Annotated in this window: 18 protein-coding genes and 1 pseudogene; all 19 read left to right on the top strand. The window is 56.2% G+C overall.

Annotated features, from left to right (window positions below; genetic code table 11):
- Window positions 1-39: 39 nt before the first annotated feature.
- Window positions 40-3102, top strand: a complete 3063-nt coding sequence (locus tag GKZ67_RS13985) for a TAT-variant-translocated molybdopterin oxidoreductase (protein WP_254244833.1) — start codon at window positions 40-42, stop codon at window positions 3100-3102.
- A gap of 49 nt (window positions 3103-3151) precedes the next feature.
- A complete protein-coding gene (gene nrfD, locus GKZ67_RS13980; RefSeq protein ID WP_173243369.1) occupies window positions 3152-4633 on the top strand; it encodes an NrfD/PsrC family molybdoenzyme membrane anchor subunit in 1482 nt (493 codons plus the stop codon).
- Complete coding sequence (locus tag GKZ67_RS13975) at window positions 4626-5219, top strand: DUF3341 domain-containing protein (RefSeq protein WP_173243365.1); 594 nt, start codon at window positions 4626-4628, stop codon at window positions 5217-5219. The genes nrfD and GKZ67_RS13975 overlap by 8 nt, the downstream gene beginning before the upstream one ends.
- Window positions 5219-5974, top strand: coding sequence for a c-type cytochrome (locus GKZ67_RS13970; RefSeq protein ID WP_254244832.1), 756 nt, complete (start codon window positions 5219-5221; stop codon window positions 5972-5974). Before GKZ67_RS13975 ends, GKZ67_RS13970 begins: the two co-directional genes overlap by 1 nt.
- Before the next feature lie 8 nt (window positions 5975-5982).
- Window positions 5983-7305 carry a quinol:cytochrome C oxidoreductase gene (locus tag GKZ67_RS13965; protein ID WP_254244831.1) on the top strand — a complete coding sequence of 441 codons (1323 nt, stop codon included), beginning with the start codon at window positions 5983-5985 and terminating at the stop codon, window positions 7303-7305.
- Window positions 7306-7396: 91 nt separating this feature from the next.
- Complete coding sequence (locus GKZ67_RS13960; protein WP_173243362.1) at window positions 7397-8494, top strand: cytochrome c oxidase subunit II; 1098 nt, start codon at window positions 7397-7399, stop codon at window positions 8492-8494.
- A 32-nt stretch (window positions 8495-8526) separates the two neighbouring features.
- Window positions 8527-10392 (top strand): cbb3-type cytochrome c oxidase subunit I, encoded by a 1866-nt coding sequence (locus GKZ67_RS13955; protein ID WP_173243359.1) that lies wholly within the window; start codon window positions 8527-8529, stop codon window positions 10390-10392.
- Window positions 10393-10548: 156 nt separating this feature from the next.
- Entirely contained in the window at window positions 10549-11046 is a 498-nt protein-coding gene (locus GKZ67_RS23675; protein WP_254244830.1) for a COX15/CtaA family protein, read from the top strand.
- Window positions 11047-11241: 195 nt separating this feature from the next.
- A complete protein-coding gene (locus GKZ67_RS23670; RefSeq protein ID WP_254244829.1) occupies window positions 11242-11679 on the top strand; it encodes a COX15/CtaA family protein in 438 nt (145 codons plus the stop codon).
- Window positions 11680-11735: 56 nt separating this feature from the next.
- Window positions 11736-12586: pseudogene (gene cyoE / locus GKZ67_RS13945) on the top strand (heme o synthase).
- Window positions 12587-12683: 97 nt separating this feature from the next.
- Window positions 12684-13274 (top strand): heme-copper oxidase subunit III, encoded by a 591-nt coding sequence (locus GKZ67_RS13940; protein WP_173243355.1) that lies wholly within the window; start codon window positions 12684-12686, stop codon window positions 13272-13274.
- A gap of 44 nt (window positions 13275-13318) precedes the next feature.
- Window positions 13319-14095 (top strand): cytochrome c oxidase subunit 3, encoded by a 777-nt coding sequence (locus GKZ67_RS13935; RefSeq protein WP_151085746.1) that lies wholly within the window; start codon window positions 13319-13321, stop codon window positions 14093-14095.
- Between the two features lie 96 nt (window positions 14096-14191).
- Window positions 14192-14548 (top strand): cytochrome C oxidase subunit IV family protein, encoded by a 357-nt coding sequence (locus GKZ67_RS13930; RefSeq protein ID WP_151085745.1) that lies wholly within the window; start codon window positions 14192-14194, stop codon window positions 14546-14548.
- Window positions 14549-14554: 6 nt separating this feature from the next.
- Entirely contained in the window at window positions 14555-15247 is a 693-nt protein-coding gene (locus GKZ67_RS13925) for a hypothetical protein (RefSeq protein ID WP_173243352.1), read from the top strand.
- A 69-nt stretch (window positions 15248-15316) separates the two neighbouring features.
- Window positions 15317-15811 carry a DUF420 domain-containing protein gene (locus tag GKZ67_RS13920; protein WP_254244828.1) on the top strand — a complete coding sequence of 165 codons (495 nt, stop codon included), beginning with the start codon at window positions 15317-15319 and terminating at the stop codon, window positions 15809-15811.
- 27 nt (window positions 15812-15838) lie between these two features.
- Window positions 15839-16084 (top strand): hypothetical protein, encoded by a 246-nt coding sequence (locus GKZ67_RS13915; protein WP_173243349.1) that lies wholly within the window; start codon window positions 15839-15841, stop codon window positions 16082-16084.
- Between the two features lie 161 nt (window positions 16085-16245).
- Window positions 16246-17265 carry a hypothetical protein gene (locus GKZ67_RS13910; protein WP_173243346.1) on the top strand — a complete coding sequence of 340 codons (1020 nt, stop codon included), beginning with the start codon at window positions 16246-16248 and terminating at the stop codon, window positions 17263-17265.
- A gap of 83 nt (window positions 17266-17348) precedes the next feature.
- Complete coding sequence (locus tag GKZ67_RS13905) at window positions 17349-17549, top strand: hypothetical protein (RefSeq protein ID WP_173243343.1); 201 nt, start codon at window positions 17349-17351, stop codon at window positions 17547-17549.
- Window positions 17477-20017, top strand: a complete 2541-nt coding sequence (locus GKZ67_RS13900) for an ATP-binding protein (protein ID WP_173243340.1) — start codon at window positions 17477-17479, stop codon at window positions 20015-20017. Before GKZ67_RS13905 ends, GKZ67_RS13900 begins: the two co-directional genes overlap by 73 nt.
- Window positions 20018-20057: the final 40 nt, after the last annotated feature.

The raw sequence follows: 20057 nt of genomic DNA, 5'->3' as shown, positions 1-20057 counted from the left end.
CCGGTCTTTGCTCACTGCGAATGTCTCATACCTGATAAGATGAAATACTGGAAGGGAATTGAAGAGCTCGACAACTCGCCGGAGTTCGTAAAAAACGCCTTTGCCGAGTTTCCCGACTTTCTGCCGGTGAAGGAAGGCCGTGCAGGCAGCGCCGATGATTCATCGGTAGCGCCGCGCCGCGACTTTCTGAAACTCATGGGCTTTAGCGTGGCGGCCGCTACACTGGCAGCGTGTGAAGCACCGGTTCATAAGGCCATTCCTTACCTGAACAAGCCTGAGGAGATTGACCCGAGCATCTCCAACTTCTACGCCTCGACTTACTTTACCGGCTCGGACTACAATGCCGTACTGGTTAAAAACCGCGATGGCCGTCCTATTAAGCTAGAGGGCAACCCCGAGTCGCCCGTGACGCGTGGCGGCCTCTCGGCTCGTGCGCAGGCGGCAGTGCTCAACCTCTATGATGGCGCCCGCTTGCAGCACTTCATGGCCAAAGGCAAAAGGGTAGAGTTCGCGCAGCTCGACCAGGCTGTTCGGACCGGCCTTGGGAGCGCCAGCGGCAAGATTGTGCTGGTATCGCCCACTATCATCAGCCCCGGCACCAAGCGTGCCATTGCGGAGCTGGCGGGCCGCTATCGCAGCTTCGAGCACGTTATGTATGACGTGAACTCGGCTTCTGCTTTGCTGCAGGCTAATGGTGGCGTACTGCCCTCCTATGACTTCAGCCGGGTCAACGTTATTGTAAGCCTCGGGGCGGACTTCCTCGGTACGTGGATTTCACCAGTCGAGTACTCACGGCAGTACGTGACGAACCGGAAGGTAAGCACCGACAAGCGGACCATGTCGCGCCACTTCCAGTTTGAAACGGCGCTCTCGCTGACTGGCTCCAACGCTGACGTGCGAGTGGCGGTTAAGCCTTCGGAAATTGGACCAATAGCGCTGGCACTATATAATGCTGTTGCTGGTGGTGGTTCTTCAGCTGGCCTCTCGGCCGCTGCGCAGAAGCAGGTTGCCCAGGCGGCTAAAGAGCTTCAGGCTAATCGCGGTGCCTCGCTGGTTGTGTCGGGCTCCAACGACCCGGCAGTGCAAACAGTAGTGGCGGCTATCAATCAGGCACTAGGCAATGTAGGTACTACGCTGAGCCTCACCACTCCTTCGTTTGTGCGCCAGGGGGAGGACGGCCGCATGAGCCAGTTTATCAGCGACCTGAAAAGTGGCGCTGTCGGCGCCGTAATCTTCTACCACGCCAACCCCGTTTTCAACCACCCGCGCGGTGCCGAAATCGAAGAGGCGCTGAAAGGCAACAAGGCGGCACTGACCATCTCGCTCAACGACCGACTGGACGAAACCGGCTCGCTCTGCCAGTACCAGGCTCCCGACCATCACTGGCTGGAGTCGTGGAACGACTACGAGCCCAAGCGTGGCGAGCTGAGCCTGGCTCAGCCAACCATTACACCCTTGTTTAAGACCCGTCAGGCCCAGGAAACTTTCCTGCGCTGGGCCGGCTCTAACGAAACGTATTACGATTTCCTGAAGGATGGCTGGCGCACAGTGCTGGGCACCAATAACGGCTTCCAGGCTGCCTGGGATAAAGTAGTGCACGATGGGGTAGCTACTGGCTCAGCTCTGCCTACACCCACTTTCACTACCCAGCCCCTGAGCTTGGCGGAAGCAACCAGCCGCTTAGGTGGGGCGTCTAAGTCAGGTATCGAAGCCGTACTTTATGAGAAAGTTGGTATTGGCGAGGGTGGGATAGAGGGCAACAACCCTTTCCTGCACGAGCTGCCTGACCCCATCTCGAAAGCTACCTGGGGCAACTATGTGGCTGTGCCGCGTAAAATGGCCGAAGAAAACAAGTGGCAGCAAAACGACGTGCTGAAAGTAACAGCCGGTGGCAAAAGCATTGAGCTGCCCGTGCTGGTGCAGCCAGGGCAGGCCGAAGGCACGGTAAGCATTGCCGTTGGTTACGGTCGCACGAAGGTTGGTAAAGTAGGCGACGCAGTCGGGGCCAATGCTTTCGTATTGGCGCAGGCTACTCCCGCTGGCGTACAGTATTACAATACAGTTACGCTGGAAAAAACGGGCGCTACCAACCCTATTGCGCAGACGCAGACGCACCACACCATCATGGACCGCCATGAGGTAGTGCAGGAGAACACGCTGGCTAAATACCGCGAGAATCCTAAAGAAGTATCGGAGTACGAGCGCGTTGCAACGCCTGACGGCCTGGAAAAGCCCAACAAGGTTTCGTTGTGGCAGGACTATCAGTACAATGACCACCACTGGGGTATGGCGGTTGACCTCAACTCCTGCATCGGCTGTGGCTCGTGCGTGATTGGGTGCCAGACCGAAAACAACATTGCCGTAGTGGGCAAGCAGCAGGTTCTTAACCGCCGCGAGATGCACTGGATGCGCATTGACCGCTACTATAGCTCGGACCACCACGAGGATGAGTTCGAGAAAAACGGCAAGCTGAAGACTTACGCAGCCATGGAAGACCCTTCGGATAATCCGCAGGTAATTTTCCAGCCTATGATGTGCCAGCACTGCAACCACGCACCCTGCGAAACAGTCTGCCCGGTACTGGCTACCACGCACAGCTCGGAAGGTCTGAATCAGATGACCTACAACCGTTGCGTAGGTACTCGCTACTGCGCCAACAACTGCCCGTATAAAGTGCGCCGCTTTAACTGGTTCTCGTACTACTCGAATGAGAAGTTTGAGGACGTAAACGGCCATATGTTCACCGACCTTGGCCGCATGGTGCTGAACCCCGACGTGACAGTTCGTGCTCGTGGGGTAATGGAAAAGTGCTCGATGTGCATCCAGCGCATCCAACTCGGTAAGCTGGAGGCTAAAAAGCAGAAGCGTCGCCCGAAAGATGGCGAAATCATAACCGCTTGCGCTCAGTCGTGCCCCACCGAAGCTATTCTGTTTGGCGATATGCGCGACCCCAATAGCCGCCTCAGCCAGCTATTGCGCCGCGAAGATGGTGAACGGGCTTTCCACGTGCTCGATTCCATCAACGTGCAGCCGAACGTGACCTACCTGACCAAAATCCGTAACGGTGCCGCCGAATTCTTCCCCCAGGAAGAAAAAGCCTAAGCTGTTAATTGCTTGATAAGAACGAGTTAAGACATTAATATTCATCACTATGCAGTACGTATCACCAGTGCGCGAACCACTCGTAACGAGCGGCAAAACGTACCACGACGTCACTCAGGATATCTGCTACCAGGTAGAAGCAGCTCCGAACATCCGCTGGATGGGAGCCCTGGGTGTAGCCTTGATTCTGCTGGGCATTTTCTTCTATTCGGTGTACCGGACGCTTTGGTACGGCATCGGCGAGTGGGGTCTCAACAAAACCATCGGCTGGGCTTGGGATATTACCAACTTCGTATGGTGGGTAGGTATCGGCCACGCCGGTACGCTGATTTCGGCCGTACTACTGCTGTTCCGTCAGAAGTGGCGCTCGTCCATCAACCGGGCGGCCGAAGCAATGACGATTTTCGCCGTAATCTGCGCCGCCATGTTTCCGGTGTTGCACATGGGCCGTCCCTGGTTGGCATTCTATGTATTCCCACTGCAAAACACGCTGGGGTCGCTGTGGGCTAACTTCAACTCGCCGCTGCTGTGGGACGTGTTTGCCATCTCCACGTACTTCACCGTATCGCTGGTATTCTGGTACACCGGTCTGGTTCCCGATTTCGCCACCATTCGTGACCGCGCAAAAGGTAAGATTGCTCGGTTCAGCTACTCCATTCTGAGTATGGGCTGGACCGGCTCAGCCAAGCACTGGTCACGCTACGAGACGGTATCGTTGATTCTGGCTGGTGTGTCGACGCCGCTGGTACTTTCGGTACACACTATTGTATCGATGGACTTTGCTACCTCCGTGGTGCCGGGCTGGCACACGACCATCTTCCCGCCATACTTCGTTTCGGGTGCCATCTTCTCCGGCTTCGCAATGGTGCTGACGCTGATGCTCATTACCCGCGTTGTATTCAAGCTGGAAGACTATATCACGTTGGAGCACATTGCCCTCATGAATAAAATCATGATGGTAACGGGCTCAATCGTTGGGGTAGCCTACATCACCGAGTTTTTCATCGCGTGGTATTCGCAGGTTGAGTATGAGCAGTATTGCTTTATCAACCGGGCTACCGGTCCCTACTGGTGGGCATACGCATGCATGATGAGCTGCAACGTACTCTCGCCCCAGTTTGTGTGGATTCGTCGCGTTCGCTACAGCATTGTGATGACATTCATCCTGTCAATAATTGTGAATATCGGCATGTGGTTCGAGCGCTTCGTAATCATTGTGTCTTCGCTGCACCGCGATTACCTGCCTTCCTCATGGGCAATGTTCTCGCCTACCCGCATCGACGTTGGCATTTACGTTGGTACCATCGGCCTGTTCTTTACCTTGTTCCTGTTGTTTGCCAAGTTCTTCCCGGTAATCAATATGGCAGAAGTAAAAACCATTCTGAAGTATACGGTTAACGACGGGCCTACTTATGGAGGCTCCAACGACGGTAGCCGCTCGCCCGCCGGCCATCATGCTGCGCCTGCTCCTTATTCTACGCCCGGCGTTCCGGCATCGGCACCCGTAAACTACGATAAGCAAAATGACTAGTCCTGCCGTCACCGCTGCCGCGCCGGCCGCTATTGCCCCGGCCCCGGCCACTACCAGTTCGACCAAGCGTTTCGTACTGGGTATTTTTGATGACGAAGATGTACTGCTCCACGCGGTTGATAATCTGCGCGGAGCAGGTGTGAAAATCTACGATGTCTTCTCGCCTTATCCGGTTCACGGAATCGATGATGCGCTAGGTATCGAGCGCTCTCGCTTGCCCATTGCCGCGTTTTTCTATGGCATGTGCGGCCTGGCGTTCGCACTATGGCTTCAGATTTATACGCTGGGTTTTGACTGGCCAATGATTATTGGGGGTAAGCCTGCGATTTCGCTGCCTGCCTTTATTCCGGTGGCTTTCGAGCTGACGGTGTTTTTTACCTGTCATGGCATGGTAATCACCTTCTACACAATCTCAAGACTTTACCCGCGCTTTAAAACGCCGGTACTGGATGTACGCTCAACAGATGACAAGTTTGTAGTGGCCATCGAGCTGGATGAAAACAGCTCGCAAATGCCGAAATTGACCCAGCTGCTGCGTGAAAACGGTGCCAGCGAAGTCAATCAAAAGGAAATGACCAAATTCTAATGATGTCGCCTTCCCTCAAATACGGGCTGTCCGCGGCCTCGCTGGTACTAAGCCTGGGTGTAGCTTCCTGCACGCCGGACCCAAACAGCCCTGGCGTAGAATACGCCCCGGAAATGTACGAGTCGATTCCGTACGAGCCGTTGCGCCAAATCAGGTTCAATACGATTAACTCGTTTGGAATCAACGAGCGCACGCCTGCTGCTGGCACGGTTCCTCGTGGTAAGCTTGCTTACTTCGACCACATCCCAAAAGACAGTGTAGGAATTGCTGAGCGTACGCTTCATAATCCTTATGCTTACACTAAGGAGAACGTTCTGGAAGGCCAGGCTCTCTTTACCCGCTATTGCCAGCACTGCCACGGTGAAAAAGGTGATGGTCAGGGCCCCGTGGGGATGAAGTTTAAAGGTGTTCCCAACTATTCGGCGGGCACTTACAAAACGATGAACGATGGGCACATCTATCACGTCATCGAATGGGGGCGCAACCGGATGATGCCCCACGGCTCGCAGGTAAACCCGGAGGAGCGTTGGAAAATTGCGATGTACGTGCACGTACTGCAAATTAATAACGACCCCGCCGACTTGCCGAAAGTAGTGAAAGTAGCGGCACCAGTTGATGTTACGAGCGCCTCTACGGGGGAAGCTTCGGCCATGACTGACCCTAGCAATCAAAAGCCCGAGGGTAAGGCCAACGCCAATAGCCACTCTGAAACGCCCGGCCAGGGCACTAAAGGCCGTAATGGCTCGATGAACTAACTGACCCTATGGCAACTCTGACTCATCATCACGAACCCGCCGCCGTCGAGCAGCTAGCACATAGCCCCAAGGCTCAGCGGACATTCATGACCATTATCGGTGCCGGGATACTGGTATTGCTAATTGGTATTGTGGCCGCGCTCATGCACTGGGGCGAGCACCACGAAGCTGCCGGCGAGGCAGCCGGTCACCTGAATGCGGCCCACGATGCTTCTGCCACTGAAGAAGGGCACTCGGTACTAATCCGTCGCATTGTAGTAAGCCTGTGGCATAGCAACCTGTTTCTGGTTGGGGTATCAGGCATTGGTACCGTATTTATGGCTATCCAGTACGTGGCCTACGCAGGCTGGTCGGTAGTAGTAAAGCGCATTAACGAAGCCCTTGGTGCCTGGCTGATTCCGGGTGGCATCCTCATGGTACTGCTCTTTGTAGTAGGGCGTCATGACATTTTCCACTGGACGGAGGATGGAGTCATGACAAAAGGCTCCGCTACTTACGATAAGATTATAGCAGGCAAATCCGGCTTCCTGACCTTCTCATTCTATCTGATTAGAATGATAATATATTTAGGAATATGGATTTATTTTACCTGGCGTTTACGTCAGCTCTCCCTTCAGGAAGACCTTAACGGGGGAACCCGCTATTTCCACACCAGCATAAATGCCGCCGCCTTGTTTTTGGTGCTGTATGCTGTTACGTCTTCCATGGCAGCCTGGGACTGGGTTATGTCAGTCGATGTGCATTGGTTTAGCACTATGTTTGGCTGGTATGTATTTGCTTCCTGGTGGGTATCGGGCATCGCGGCTACTACCTTGATTGCCATCTTCCTGAAGCAGGCAGGCTACCTGCGCTTCATGAATGCCAACCACTTCCATGACTTGGGCAAGCTGATGTTCGGCTTCAGCATTTTCTGGACTTACGTATGGTTTGCGCAGTTTATGCTCATCTGGTATGCCAACCTTCCGGAGGAAGCGGTATATTACAATCAGCGCCTGGGCGGCTTCAACGGCAGCTATACCTGGATTTTCTATTTTAATCTGGTAATCAATTTTGCCTTTCCTTTCCTGGTACTGATGACCCGGGATGCCAAGCGCCAAATGATTATCATGAAAATAGTTTGTATTGCCATTCTGGTTGGTCACTGGTCAGACTTCTATTTGATGATAATGCCCGGCACTTTAAAAGGCAACAATGGGTTCCTCATTGAGATTGGTATCGCCATGATTTTGCTCGGAGCCTTCCTGATTCTGCTTACTCGCCGTCTGGCCGAAGCGTCGCTGATTCCGGTAAACCACCCCTTCGTGGAAGAAAGCGTTCACCACACCACCTAATTTAAGAGCCTAGACTTTTAGAACTTACCACCCGGTGCTTGGTTACTAGTCAGTATCTAGGCACGGGTTCTGGTTTCTCCCTTCTATCCAAATGAGTACTTTAACTATTCTGCTAGTCTTGGGGCTGCTGCTGGTCGTGTTCGGCTTGCTGTTTCGCATTCAAATACTAACTGCTATCTTCTCCGGCTCTTATGTGCGCCAGATTGGCACCAGCAACCGCGTCAATGCCTTGCTGATGTTAGTATTCATGGTAGTAGGAGGGGCTGCTTTCTTCTGGTCGTTCGCCGAAAACTTCGGCAAAATGAATCCGCCTATTGCTTCCGTTCACGGCCATGCTATGGAACGCATGTTTTGGACGACGATGATAGTTATTGGTATTGCCTTTGTCATTACGCAGGCTCTGCTCTTCATCTACTCTTATAAGTATCAGCATCAGGACGGCCGCCGCGCCTACTTCTTCTCGCACAACAACAAGATTGAGGTTATCTGGACGATTATTCCGGCCATTGTAATGGCTTCGCTGATTTTCGCCGGCTGGAAAGCCTGGACCCGTATCACGGGTCCAGCTCCTAAAGATGCCATCGTGCTGGAAGTAATGGGTAAGCAGTTTAACTGGCTGGTACGTTATCCCGGCCGCGACATGAAGCTGGGCGTAGTAAACTATCGCTTGATCGACGCGGCTAACGATTTCGGGTTTGACCTGAGTGACAAGGCTGCCGCTGATGACTTTGTCGCCTCGGAAATTCACGTACCGAAGGGCCACCCGGTACTTATAAAGATTCGCTCGCGCGATGTGCTGCACGCAGTGTATATGCCGCAGTTCCGCGTGCAGATGTATGCCGTGCCTGGTATGCCTACCCGCTTCTGGTTCACGCCTACCACTACTACCGACGAGATGCGGGCGAAGCTGGGTAACCCGAAGTTCAACTACGAGCTGGCTTGCAACCAGATTTGCGGGAAAGGCCACTTTGCTATGAAGCTCAACATCGTAGTGGACGAGCCCGATGACTACGTAGCCTGGTTTGCTGCCCAAAGCCCGATTTCGAAGAATGCGGACCTCATGGCTTCCTACAAGCAGATGAGCCAGCAGACCGGCTTAGGTAAAGGTGGTAGCCAAGGTGCTAAGGCTAGCGCCATCGAGGAAACCGGCGAATCGCCTGCTCCATTGGCGGCTCAGGCGTCGCTCTAAAGACTTACTTTTTAGCAGTTTTATTCTGATTTATGGCTACTAATCTTCCGGTTTCCTCGCAGTCGCAGGGTGGAATAGGTACTGCGCCAGTGCCTCACACTGAGCACGACGACCATCTGCACGACCACGAGCACCACGACCAGCACTGGCTATGGAAATACGTTTTCAGCCAGGACCATAAAATGATTGCCCGCCAGTTTCTGATTACTGGTATGATGTGGGCTATTATTGGCGGCGTGCTTTCGAGCCTGTTTCGCCTGCAACTGGGCTGGCCCGAGGCTACGCTCGACTGGCTTCAGCCATTACTTGGCAAGTGGATTTCGGGCGGCAAGCTGGACCCCGAGTTCTACCTGGCGCTGGTGACGATGCACGGTACCATTATGGTATTCTTTGTGCTGACGGCCGGTCTATCGGGTACGTTCTCTAACTTCCTGATTCCGTTGCAGGTAGGTGCCCGTGATATGGCTTCGGGCTTCATGAATATGCTCTCGTACTGGTTTTTCTTCCTGTCGAGCCTTATCATGTTCTGCTCGCTGTTTCTGGAAACCGGTCCTGCTTCGGCTGGCTGGACAATCTATCCGCCGCTGAGCGCTTTGCCCCAGGCTATTTCCGGCTCGGGCACGGGCATGACGATGTGGCTCGTAAGCATGGTGTTCTTTATCGTGTCGCAGCTGCTGGGTGGCGTCAACTACGTTACGACGGTTATCAACCTGCGTACCCGTGGCATGAGCATGAGCAAGCTGCCACTTACTATCTGGGCTTTCTTCCTGACTGCTATTCTGGGTATCCTGTCGTTCCCGGTTCTGTTTTCAGCGGCCCTGCTGCTGGTATTTGACCGCTCGTTTGGTACTTCTTTCTTCCTGTCCGATATCTACATCGCTGGTCAGGCATTGCACAACCAGGGCGGTTCGCCGGTACTGTTTCAGCACTTGTTCTGGTTCCTGGGTCACCCCGAAGTATACATCGTGATTATGCCCGCGATGGGTATGGTGTCGGAAGTGCTGGCTACCAATGCCCGCAAGCCGATTTTTGGCTACCGCGCCATGATTGGCTCGCTGATTGGTATCTCGCTGCTGTCATTCGTCGTGTGGGCTCACCACATGTTTGTGACGGGTATGAACCCCTTCCTGGGTTCGGTTTTCATGTTCCTGACCTTGATTATCGCCGTACCATCGGGGGTAAAAGTGTTTAACTGGCTAGCTACACTGTGGCGCGGCAACATCCGCTTCACGTCCGCGATGCTATTTGCCATTGGGTTTGTGTCGTTGTTTATCTCGGGTGGTCTCACGGGTATTATCCTTGGCAACGCTACGCTCGACATCCAGATGCACAACACCTACTTCGTGGTGGCTCACTTCCACCTGGTAATGGGTTCGTCGGCTTTCTTCGGCCTGTTTGCCGGGGTTTATCACTGGTTTCCCAAGATGTTTGGCCGCATGATGGATGAGAAGCTAGGGTATATCCACTTCTGGCTGACCTTCCTGGGCGTATATCTGGTATTTATGCCGATGCACTACGTGGGTATTGCCGGCTTCCCCCGTCGCTACTACGCCTGGACCGGCTTTGATGCCTTCTCGCAGTTTGCCGACCTGAATAAGTTTATCTCGGCGGCTGCTATTCTGGCTTTCTTCGCCCAGTTTATTTTCATCTTCAACTTCTTCTACAGCATTTTCCGTGGCCGCCGTGCCACTGAGAACCCGTGGAACTCGACGACGCTGGAGTGGACGACGCCCATCGAGCCCGGTCACGGCAACTGGCCCGGTGAGATTCCGGCTGTTTATCGTTGGCCCTACGACTACAGCAAGCCTGGGGCAGAAGCGGACTTTATTCCGCAGAACGTACCCTACTCGCAAACGCCTTCGTCAAACCTGCCTTACGAGCGCGAGTTGGCGGATTAGCCTGCCAGCATGCCTTTGCCTGAACGGGCCGCCGCATCCCGGCGGCCCGTTTCTTTTTGACCACGGATTGGCGTGGATTTTAGCGGATTTCACGGATTTTGTAGCCGCAAGCAGTTCGTGTGCCTGGGGCTGAGAGGAGTATTAGCAATTTGTATTATGAACGAGCCGGGATTTGTGCGGCGCTTCCGTTTTTGGAGCGTCCTGACGGTGATAAGTATCTACCTGCTCATTCTGGTAGGAGGCGTAGTGCGGGCAACCGGCTCGGGTATGGGCTGCCCTGATTGGCCCAAGTGCTTTGGCCAGTGGGTGCCGCCTACGGAAGCCAGCCAGTTGCCCGCCAATTACAAGCAGGTGTACACTGCCCAACGGGTAGCCAAAAACCAAAAGCTGGCCCGGACGCTGGCCAGCCTGGGATTCCGGCAGGTAGCCGGCGAAATATTTGCTCATCCTACTCAATATATAGAAACAGAATTTAACGCTGTTAAAACGTGGATTGAGTATTTGAATCGCCTGCTGGGGGCACTCATTGGCATTTTTGTATTTGTGACTGCCGTGGTCGCGCTACCGTACTGGCGCCGTGACCGGCCGGTAGTATGGCTGGCGGTAGGAGCGTGGGTGCTTACCGGCTTTCAGGGTGGCTGGGGTCGCTGGTAGTGTCGACCAATCTGCTGCCCGTGATGGTGACGATTCATATGGGGCTAGCGCTGTTTATTGTAGCTATGCTCCTGTATGCGGCACACCGGGCCCGCTGGGCCGGGCCGAAGCCGAGCTTGACCGTCAGCTGGAGCTGGAAACCCTAGGGGCGAAGCAGACGAAGCGCTAGCCACTGCCACTGGCCTGCGCTGGCTGATGTGGGGTGCGCTGCTACTCACCTTCGTGCAGATAATACTAGGTACGCAAGTGCGCGAGGAGATAGACCGGATTGCATCGGCGGCTGGCTACGGGCATCGTAGTACCTGGATTGAGGCGCTGGGTAGCGTTTTTGAGGCGCACCGCACACTCTCGGCCATCCTGGTGCTGGCCAACGTGTATATCGGCTTCCAGCTCTGGCAGCTGGAGGCTGCGGGGCTGCGGCAACTGGTAGCGGCTACCGGGGTCCTGTTAGGGCTGGAACTCGTGGCAGGTATTACGCTGGCTTATTTCGCGCTGCCCGCTTTTGTGCAGCCCGTACACCTGACCCTGGCAACCCTGCTTTTTGGTACTCAGTTTTTGACGCTGCTGGCCCTGCGGCGACTGGCACGGGTAGGGACATTTGCCGGAGCTCAGCCCCTACAAGAAGCGAACTAAGTACCCGCCCTAGCCCCGGTAGGGCGTACCTTTGCAGCAGCAATTTTATCTGGTTAATGACGAAGGCCCGCGCCTATTTTCAGCTCCTCAAGTTTCGGCTGTCCTTCACGGTGGCGTTTTCCAGCGCGCTGGGTTACCTGCTGGGGTCGGCTACACCAAACTGGGGCGGGCGCTGCTGGTACTGCTGGGTGGCCTGCTCGTAACGGGCGCAGCCAATATCATCAACCAGATATTTGAGAAGGACCTCGATAAGCTGATGCGCCGTACCGAGAACCGGCCCCTGCCCACCGGCCGCCTTTCGCCCACCGAAGCCTGGGTATTCTGCGCCCTGCTGGCTCTGGTGGGGCTAGGCATGCTGGCGTATTATTTCAACCCGCTCTCGGCGGCTCTCTCACTACTATCGCTTATTCTTTATGGGTTTATCTACACGCCCCTCAAAACGGTATCGCCGGTGTGCGTGGCCGTGGGGGCGATTCCGGGAGGCTTGCCGCCGCTTATCGGCTGGGTAGCAGCCACCGGCTATATAGGAGAAGCCGCCTGGGTACTATTTGGTATTCAGTTTATGTGGCAGTTTCCGCACTTCTGGGCCATTGCCTGGGTAGCTGATGACGACTACAAGCGGGCCGGCTTCAAGATGCTGCCAACACCGGGCGAGCGCGACCTGCGCACGGCTTTTCAGATAATGACCTACACGGTGCTACTGATTCCGGTGTCGCTGCTGCCGCTCGTGCTGGGTATTTCGGGCCGTACGTCGGCCGGGGTGGCGCTGGTCTGCGGGGTACTGTTTACGCTGCTTACGGTGCGCCTGATGCGCACCCAGGACCGCAAGGCCGCGCTAAGTATCATGTTTGCCTCGTTCCTCTACCTGCCCATCGTGCAGATTGCGCTGCTTTTAGATAAAGTTTGATTTATAGTTGCCAGTTTTTTGTTGTCAGTTGTTAGTAAGCCAACGGACAACAGCCCTGTTAGCAACCAACGACAACAACTTATTTACTCATTATACCATGAAGACTTCCGAGGCAATTTATGCTGATAAGGAGATGGGCCTGGGCTGGCACCCGAAGCGGGTACTCCTGGTTCTGCTTATTTTCAGCATTGTAATGATGTTTGCCGCTTTTACCAGCGGCTATATAGTGCGGCGCGATGAAGGCAACTGGCGCGAGTTTGACCTGCCCGCAAGCTTGCTCTTCAACTCCATCGTCATTGCGCTCAGTAGCGCGGCGATGCAGTGGGCTTACTATTCGGCCAAGCACGATGAAGTGAAGCGCACGCACCTGGGGCTGCTGCTGACGATGGTGCTGGGTATAGTATTTCTGTTTGGGCAGGTTCACTCGTGGGGCGACCTCGTGGCCGGCCACACCTTCTTTGGCGGGGCGGATGCCAATCCGTCGGGTTCTTTCGTGTATGTATTGATGGGCGTACACGCTTTCCACCTTATCACGGGCCTCATTTTTGTGGCCGTAGTTTTGAAGCGAAGCCTTAATTATCAGGTGCATTCGCGCGCAATGCTTTCGATTGGTAACGCTACCTTATACTGGCACTTCCTGGGCGGGCTTTGGCTGTACCTGTATTTGTTCCTACTTTTGAACCACTAAACGGGAATTTGGCGTAAAGCCCGCCTGTCCATCTGTTGTCCGTTATGGCCCACTCCACTACTTTGCAGCCCACCGCTGCCTCTGCCGCCTACGTCGATGCTCCCCGCACCGGCACCTGGGACGGCGGCAATGAACCCTTCAAGGCAAGCTACGGCAAGCTGATGATGTGGATTTTCCTGCTCTCGGATACCTTCACTTTCGGCGCATTTCTGACGGCCTACGGCCTCATTCGTCACAAGCACGGGGTATTCACGGGGCAGGCAAAAGACTTTTTCTTTAGCACCGCGCATTGGCCGATTCCAGAAAAGGTATTTAATGCCTTTCCCGGGATGCACGGCGTAGACCTGCCGCTGGCGTTCGTGGCGCTGATGACCATGATTCTTATTTTCAGCTCCGTAACGATGGTGCTGGCCGTAGAAGCGGGCCACCGGATGGACAAAGCTGATGTGCAGAAGTGGCTGTTGTGGACCATTCTGTTTGGCAGCATGTTTCTCTGCAGCCAGGCCATTGAGTGGACGCACTTTATCGGTGGCCACGAAGAGGGCACGCGCATGGCCGATGGTACTATCTTTCACGGCGCTAACCTGGTGATGAATCAGTACGGCCCACCGCTGTTTGGCGACCTGTTCTTCTTTATTACGGGCTTCCACGGTACCCACGTATTTTCGGGTGTTTGCCTACTGGTGTGGTGCTTTATTGCCACTACCAACGGCACCTTTGAAAAGCGTGGTCATTACGAGATGATTGAGAAAATCGGCCTCTACTGGCACTTCGTAGACCTGGTATGGGTATTTGTGTTCACGTTCTTCTACCTCGTTTAACTTCATTATGGGTTGAAAATTAGGAATTATGAAGGCTGTCTTAGCGGATGGCATCACAATTCATAAGTCACAATTCACAATTCATAACTCAAAGCAATGTCTGCTCACGCTGCTACCGAACAAAGCGCCTTTACCGGCGAAATTCCCAAGCCCAACACCGCCTGGATTTGGAAAACCTTCTGGATTCTGGTTGTTATCACGGCAATCGAGTTTGCCATTGCCTTCTCGATGACCTCGCCGGGCCTGCGGACGTTCCGCAACAGTATCTTCATCGTGATGACGCTGCTCAAGGCTTTCTTTATTGTCGGAGAGTTCATGCACCTGAAGCACGAAGTAAAGAGTCTTATCTGGACGATTCTGATACCGACGGCGCTGCTGGTGTGGCTGGTAGTGGCCCTCGTAACGGAAGGCTCGTATGTAGGCGAAGTACTTTCGCACATGTTTAGCAGCTAAAGCAGCATGCGACCACGCCAGACTATCTTGCTGGGCCTGCTGTTGCTGGTGCCGGTGCTGGCGTTCTTATTCCTCTATGGCTTTGGCCGCAATCATTACGCGCTGCCAACCTACTTGCCCGAGCGGGCGGACTCGGTCCGCACCTCGGCAGGAGGGTGGCAGCGCGATACTGTTTTTCACCGGGTACGGCCGTTTCGCCTGCGCACAGTAGGAGGGCGCACGCTGACGAGTGCGGAACTGGTCCAGGGCATGTATGTAGTGCAGTTTTACGCGCCCGGCGAAGCAGGTGCGCCGGCTGCCCGCGTGCTGGCCCGCATTCAGGAGCGGTTCCGGCCCGAACCCCGGGTACGAATGGTAACGCTGGTGCCCACTGCCGCCAGCACTGCCGCTACCGATGCGCAGCTTGAAAAGCTAAGCGAACAGTACGGCACCATAAGCGGTAAATGGCTGATTGCAGCAGCCCCGGCCGACACGCTGCGGCAACTGGCGCAGTACGAGTTTGGCCAAACGGCCCTGCGGCCCGGGCACTTTCCCTTTCGGCCCGCTACCGAACCCGCGAACCTGCTGCCCGGTCGGCTGTTGTTGATAGATAAAGCCCAGCATGTGCGGGGCTACTACGACGCCACCGACAAGTACGAGGTCGAGCGCCTGATTACCGAACTCAACGTTTTGCTTTACAGCTATGACAACCGCGACTGAGCAGCTACATCCGCCGGTGCTGGAGCCCGGCGACTATACCAAGTATAAAGTTATTCTGGGACGCTGGGCGTGGTAGTACCGCTGCTGGTAGCCGTGCTGTTTTATTTCAAAAACATCTTTCGCATACAGGGGGCCGATGTGTATCTGCACGCGCTGCCCGCCGTCAATGCCGCCCTCAACTCGCTAACGGCCGTAGCGTTACTGACCGGCTTTTACTTTATCAGGCAGAAAAACGTGCTGGCACACCGCACGGCCATGGGTACGGCTTTCGCGCTGGGCGGCTTGTTTTTGATTTCTTACGTCGCCTACCACTCGCAGGTCGAGAGCACGCATTTTGGCGGTGTTGGGGCAGTGAAAGCCCTTTATTTTCTGTTGCTGCTCACGCACATCAGCCTGGCCGCCGTCACGGTAGCCTTGGTTCTCTTTACCTTATACTTCGCGCTGACCGGACAGTACACCAAGCATAAGCGCATTGCCCGGTGGACCTTTCCCATCTGGCTTTACGTCTCGGTAACGGGTGTTATCGTATATTTCATGATTGCGCCGTACTATCCGGTGGTCTAAGGATAATTAATTAATTTAATAATATATATGAAAAAAATGATTTTAGGGCTGGTGCTGAGCTTCATGGCCCTGACAACCGTACTGCCTGCCGCCGCCCAATGCGTAATGTGCAAAAGCCAGGTAGAAGCCGCTCGGGCTGAGAAAGACGACTATGACGTAGCGGGCCTCAACAAAGGCATTGTGTATATGATGACGGTGCCCTACATTTTGATGGGAGCCGTAGGCTTCTTCTGGTACCGCCGCACGCATCCGAAGCGGCCTGCCAAGTTTTAAGCCGAAATTGGGTGTAGCAACCGTTGGCCCTGCCTTATAGCTGGGCCAACGGTTTTTTTATGCTCTTGGCATGGGCTGAAGCCAGTATCCGGCAGTAGCTTGCAGTAGTTGGCCGGCCTGATTTTCGGCGGGCGGCCCACGTTAGCCTTTACTTTCCAGCTTTGTCTTTGTTGCCCGTCCGCTTTTCGTTTGCTCGCTCCTGGCCGCTGGTGCTGCTGCTGCTGGCACTGCTAAGCTTTGTGGGCAGCTGGCTGGCAAATAACTACGGGCAGTTTTCGGATAACAGCCTGCTTTCGCCCAACGCAGCCCACCTGCAAAACCTGGTAAACCAGGCCGCCGCTACGGCCGGGCGCGAGGCCGGGCGCGTAGCAGTAGAGTGCCAGCCTCCGGCAGCCCCTGATTTCAGCCGCCTGCTGACGGAGTGCTCTTATCCGACCTTTGTGGCCGTGAATGGGCAGATAGCCGGCTGGTCGGCCTCGGGCCCCGAGCCCACCAGCGCGGAGCTGGCCGACCCCCGGGCCGAGCGGCTTACTGAAACGACGCTGGGTGAGTTTTTAGTGGTGCGCCGGGCCCTTGGGCCGGTGGTGGTGCTGGTTTACGTGCCCCTGGCCCGGCACTACGGCATTAGCAACCGCTACTTGCGTGAGGGGGCCACGCCGGCCCTGCTGCAAGGAATGGAGGTGCAGGTACGGGCCGCCCCGGTGCAGCCCAACGCCGCCAACGGGCTGGTGGCTGCCCTGGTCGATACGCAGGGGCAATACCTGTTTTCGGTAGTGCAGCTGCCGGGTAATGCCTTAGCCGGGCGCTTGCTGCCGCTGGCACTGCTTGTGCTGGGTATTGCTTTTTATACGGTGGGCTGGCTGGGGCTGGTGCGCCGCTGGTGGCAGCAGGGGCAGGTGGCGTTGGCCCTGGTAGTGCTGGCGGGCACGCCGCTGGTGCTGCGGCTCGTGCTGCTGTATCTCGGGCTGCCTTACGCCTGGCTGGAGCTGCCCCTGTTCGACCCGCGGGTGTATGCCGTGTCGGGCTGGGCTCCTTCGCTGGGCGACTTGCTGCTCAATGGCCTGCTGGCCGTGCTGCTGGCAGGTAGCCTGGTGCTGATGAGCCATCACTACGAGCTGCCAGCACGGGCCGGGCGGGCGCCGGGCGGGCGCTGGGGCTGCCTGCCCTGGCAGGGTTTATAGTTTCACTAGGGTCATTGTATAGCTATTACTGTAGTGCGTTCAGTAATAATCAGCTTAGCCTTGATATTACGCAGAGCATGCAGGTGAGTGGGTTCCGACTGGTACTGTTGCTGGCGGTACTGCTGCACACGGCGGCTTTCGTAACCGGCTTTTACCTCTGTACGGAGCTGTTGCTGCCCGACCTGCGCCGCCTGCCGCGCCGCCTGCTGCTGTGGGGTGGGGCAGCCTGGCGGTGCTGTTGCTGGGCCTGGGTGGCGGGCTGCATCGGGGCTACCTGCTGCTGACGGGCATGGCTTGCCTGTACTTGGTGCTGGCGCGGCTCGGGCAGCTGGCCGGGCGGCCGGCGCAGCGTGGCCCCGCCTATTTGCTGTTTCTGCTGCTGGGGCTGGCCTCGGCTACCGGCGCAGCGGCGTTATACGGGCAGTTTGAGCACCAGCTCTTGCTGGATAAGCAGCGGCTGGCTACCAATCTCTTAGTTGATAATGATTTGCAGGGAGAGTTCCTGCTGGGGCAGCGGTTGCGCCGGCTGGCCAGCGACCCGCTGGTTGCCCGCCTGTTTACCACAATGCCGGTGCGCACCGAGGCCATCCGGCGGCGCATCGAGCGGCAGTACCTACGCAGCTATTTTGATAAATACGAAGAGTCGGTAGACCTGTTTGACCCCAGCGGGCAGCCTGTGGGCGGTGAAGCCGATGATACCCTGACCTTCAATCAGACGCGCTTGCTGCTCTCGCGCACAGCTACGCCTACCGACCAGGAAGGAGTATACCTGCTCAAATCGGATAACTCGTTTAGCTCGCGCCGCTACGTAGCGGTAGTACCCGTGACGCAGCCCGCGCCGGGCGGCATAGGGCCTCCCGCGCCGGTTGGCACCATTCTGCTCACGCTGAGCCTGAAGCAGCTGGCCAGCTACAGCGTGCTGCCCGAGCTGCTGGTCGACCAGAAGTTTTTTCAGCCGGGCCTGGCGACTGACCTCAGCTATGCCGGCTATGCCAAGGGGCGGCTGGTGTACAGCGAAGGCGACTTCGACTATGCCAACCGCTTACCAGTCGCTTTGCTGCGCGACCAGCGGCTGTATCAAAATGGCTTGATAGTCAGCGATTTTCACCACCTGGCGATGCGCGACGCCAGTGGCCGGCGGGTGGTCGTCGTAACCACCAGTACCTACTCGGTGGCCGACTGGTTTTCCAACTTCTCTTTTCAGCTGCTGCTCAACGTATTGGTGTGGCTGCTGGCGGGTGGGGCCTACCTGCTGCTGCGCCGCGAAGGCTGGGGCGTGCAGTTCAATTTCAGCGCCCGCATTCAGCTGCTGCTCAATCTGGGTATTCTTCTTCCGCTGCTGGTGGTGAGCGTGGCTACGGCCAGCCAGGTAATATCGGGCTACCGCCGCGATTTGCACCGCACCTACGAGCGCCGCGGGCGCATTGCGCTTGAAAGCCTGCTCCGCCGCCGCGACCAGCTTACCGATACGACGGCCCGGCCGGTGCTTCAGGCGCTGGCCCACAACGTGGCGGCCCTCACCGAAACCGACCTTAACCTGTACGACTCGCGCGGGCAGCTGCTGGTGAGCTCGCAGCCCCTCATTTTTGAGGCCGGGCTGTTGGGGCCGCTGCTCAACCCGCAGGCCCTGGTAGAGCTGCGTGAGCGCGGGCTGAGCCGGACGCTGCTTACCGAGCGAGCGGGCTCGCTTTCATTCAACTCGCTGTATCTGCCCGTGCGGGCCGCCAGTGTCGATGGCCCATCAGGGCCGGTGCTGGGCTACGTAGGCATTCCGTTTTTCGACTCGCAGAAAGAGCTGGACAGCAAGCTGACGGAGCTGTTTACGACCATCCTGAACATCTTTACACTTATGTTTCTGGTGTTTCTGGGGCTGGCTTTTGTAGCCACGCGCCAGCTTACGGCACCACTCAAGCTGCTGACCCAGCGCCTGACGCGCACCACGCTCACCGGCCAGAACGAGCTGCTCGACTACCATTCGAGCGACGACGAAATTGGCTTGCTGGTGAGCGAGTATAACTCGATGCTACGCAAGCTGGAAGCCAGTAAGCGCGAGCTGGCGGCCCAGGAAAAAGAGGCGGCCTGGCGCGAGATGGCCCGGCAGGTAGCCCACGAAATCAAGAACCCACTCACGCCCATGAAGCTGAGTCTGCAATATCTGCAAAAGGCTATATCGGAGCGCCGGCCCAATGCGGAAGAGCTGATTGGGCGCATTTCCCAAACGCTCATTACGCAGATTGATGTGCTTTCCGATATCGCCACCTCTTTCAGCACTTTTACCAACCTGCCCGCCATGCGCCCCACCCGCCTCGATGTGGTGGCGGTGCTCCGCCACTGCGCCGACCTGTTTCGGCAAAATGATGGCGATGAGAAAGGCGAGCTGCACCTGCAGCTGCCGCCCGATGGCACGTACACGGTTTTTGCCGATGAAAGCCTGCTGGTGCGCACCTTCAACAACCTGCTGCTGAATGCCCGCCAGGCGGTACCCAGCGACCGCTCGCCGCGCCAGCAGGTAAGCCTGCGGGCGGAGGGCACCGGCAAAATCCTCATCACGATTACCGACAACGGAGCTGGTATTGCCGAGGAAGTGCGTGAAAAGATATTCCGGCCCAATTTTACTACCAAGCTCACCGGCTCGGGTATCGGGCTGGCAGTAGCCAAGCGGGGTATTGAAGGCGCGGGTGGGCGCCTGTGGTTTGAGACCGAAGTGGGTGTGGGTACCACGTTCTTTATTGAGCTGCCACTGGCCGGATAGCGCAGTTGGACGAGAAAACTCACAGGCTCACCGAGCCGTA

Source organism: Hymenobacter sp. BRD67 (assembly GCF_013256425.1).
GTDB lineage: Bacteria > Bacteroidota > Bacteroidia > Cytophagales > Hymenobacteraceae > Hymenobacter.
Note: the sequence above shows the minus strand (reverse complement) of the source record. Positions and strands in the feature narration are given on the sequence as shown.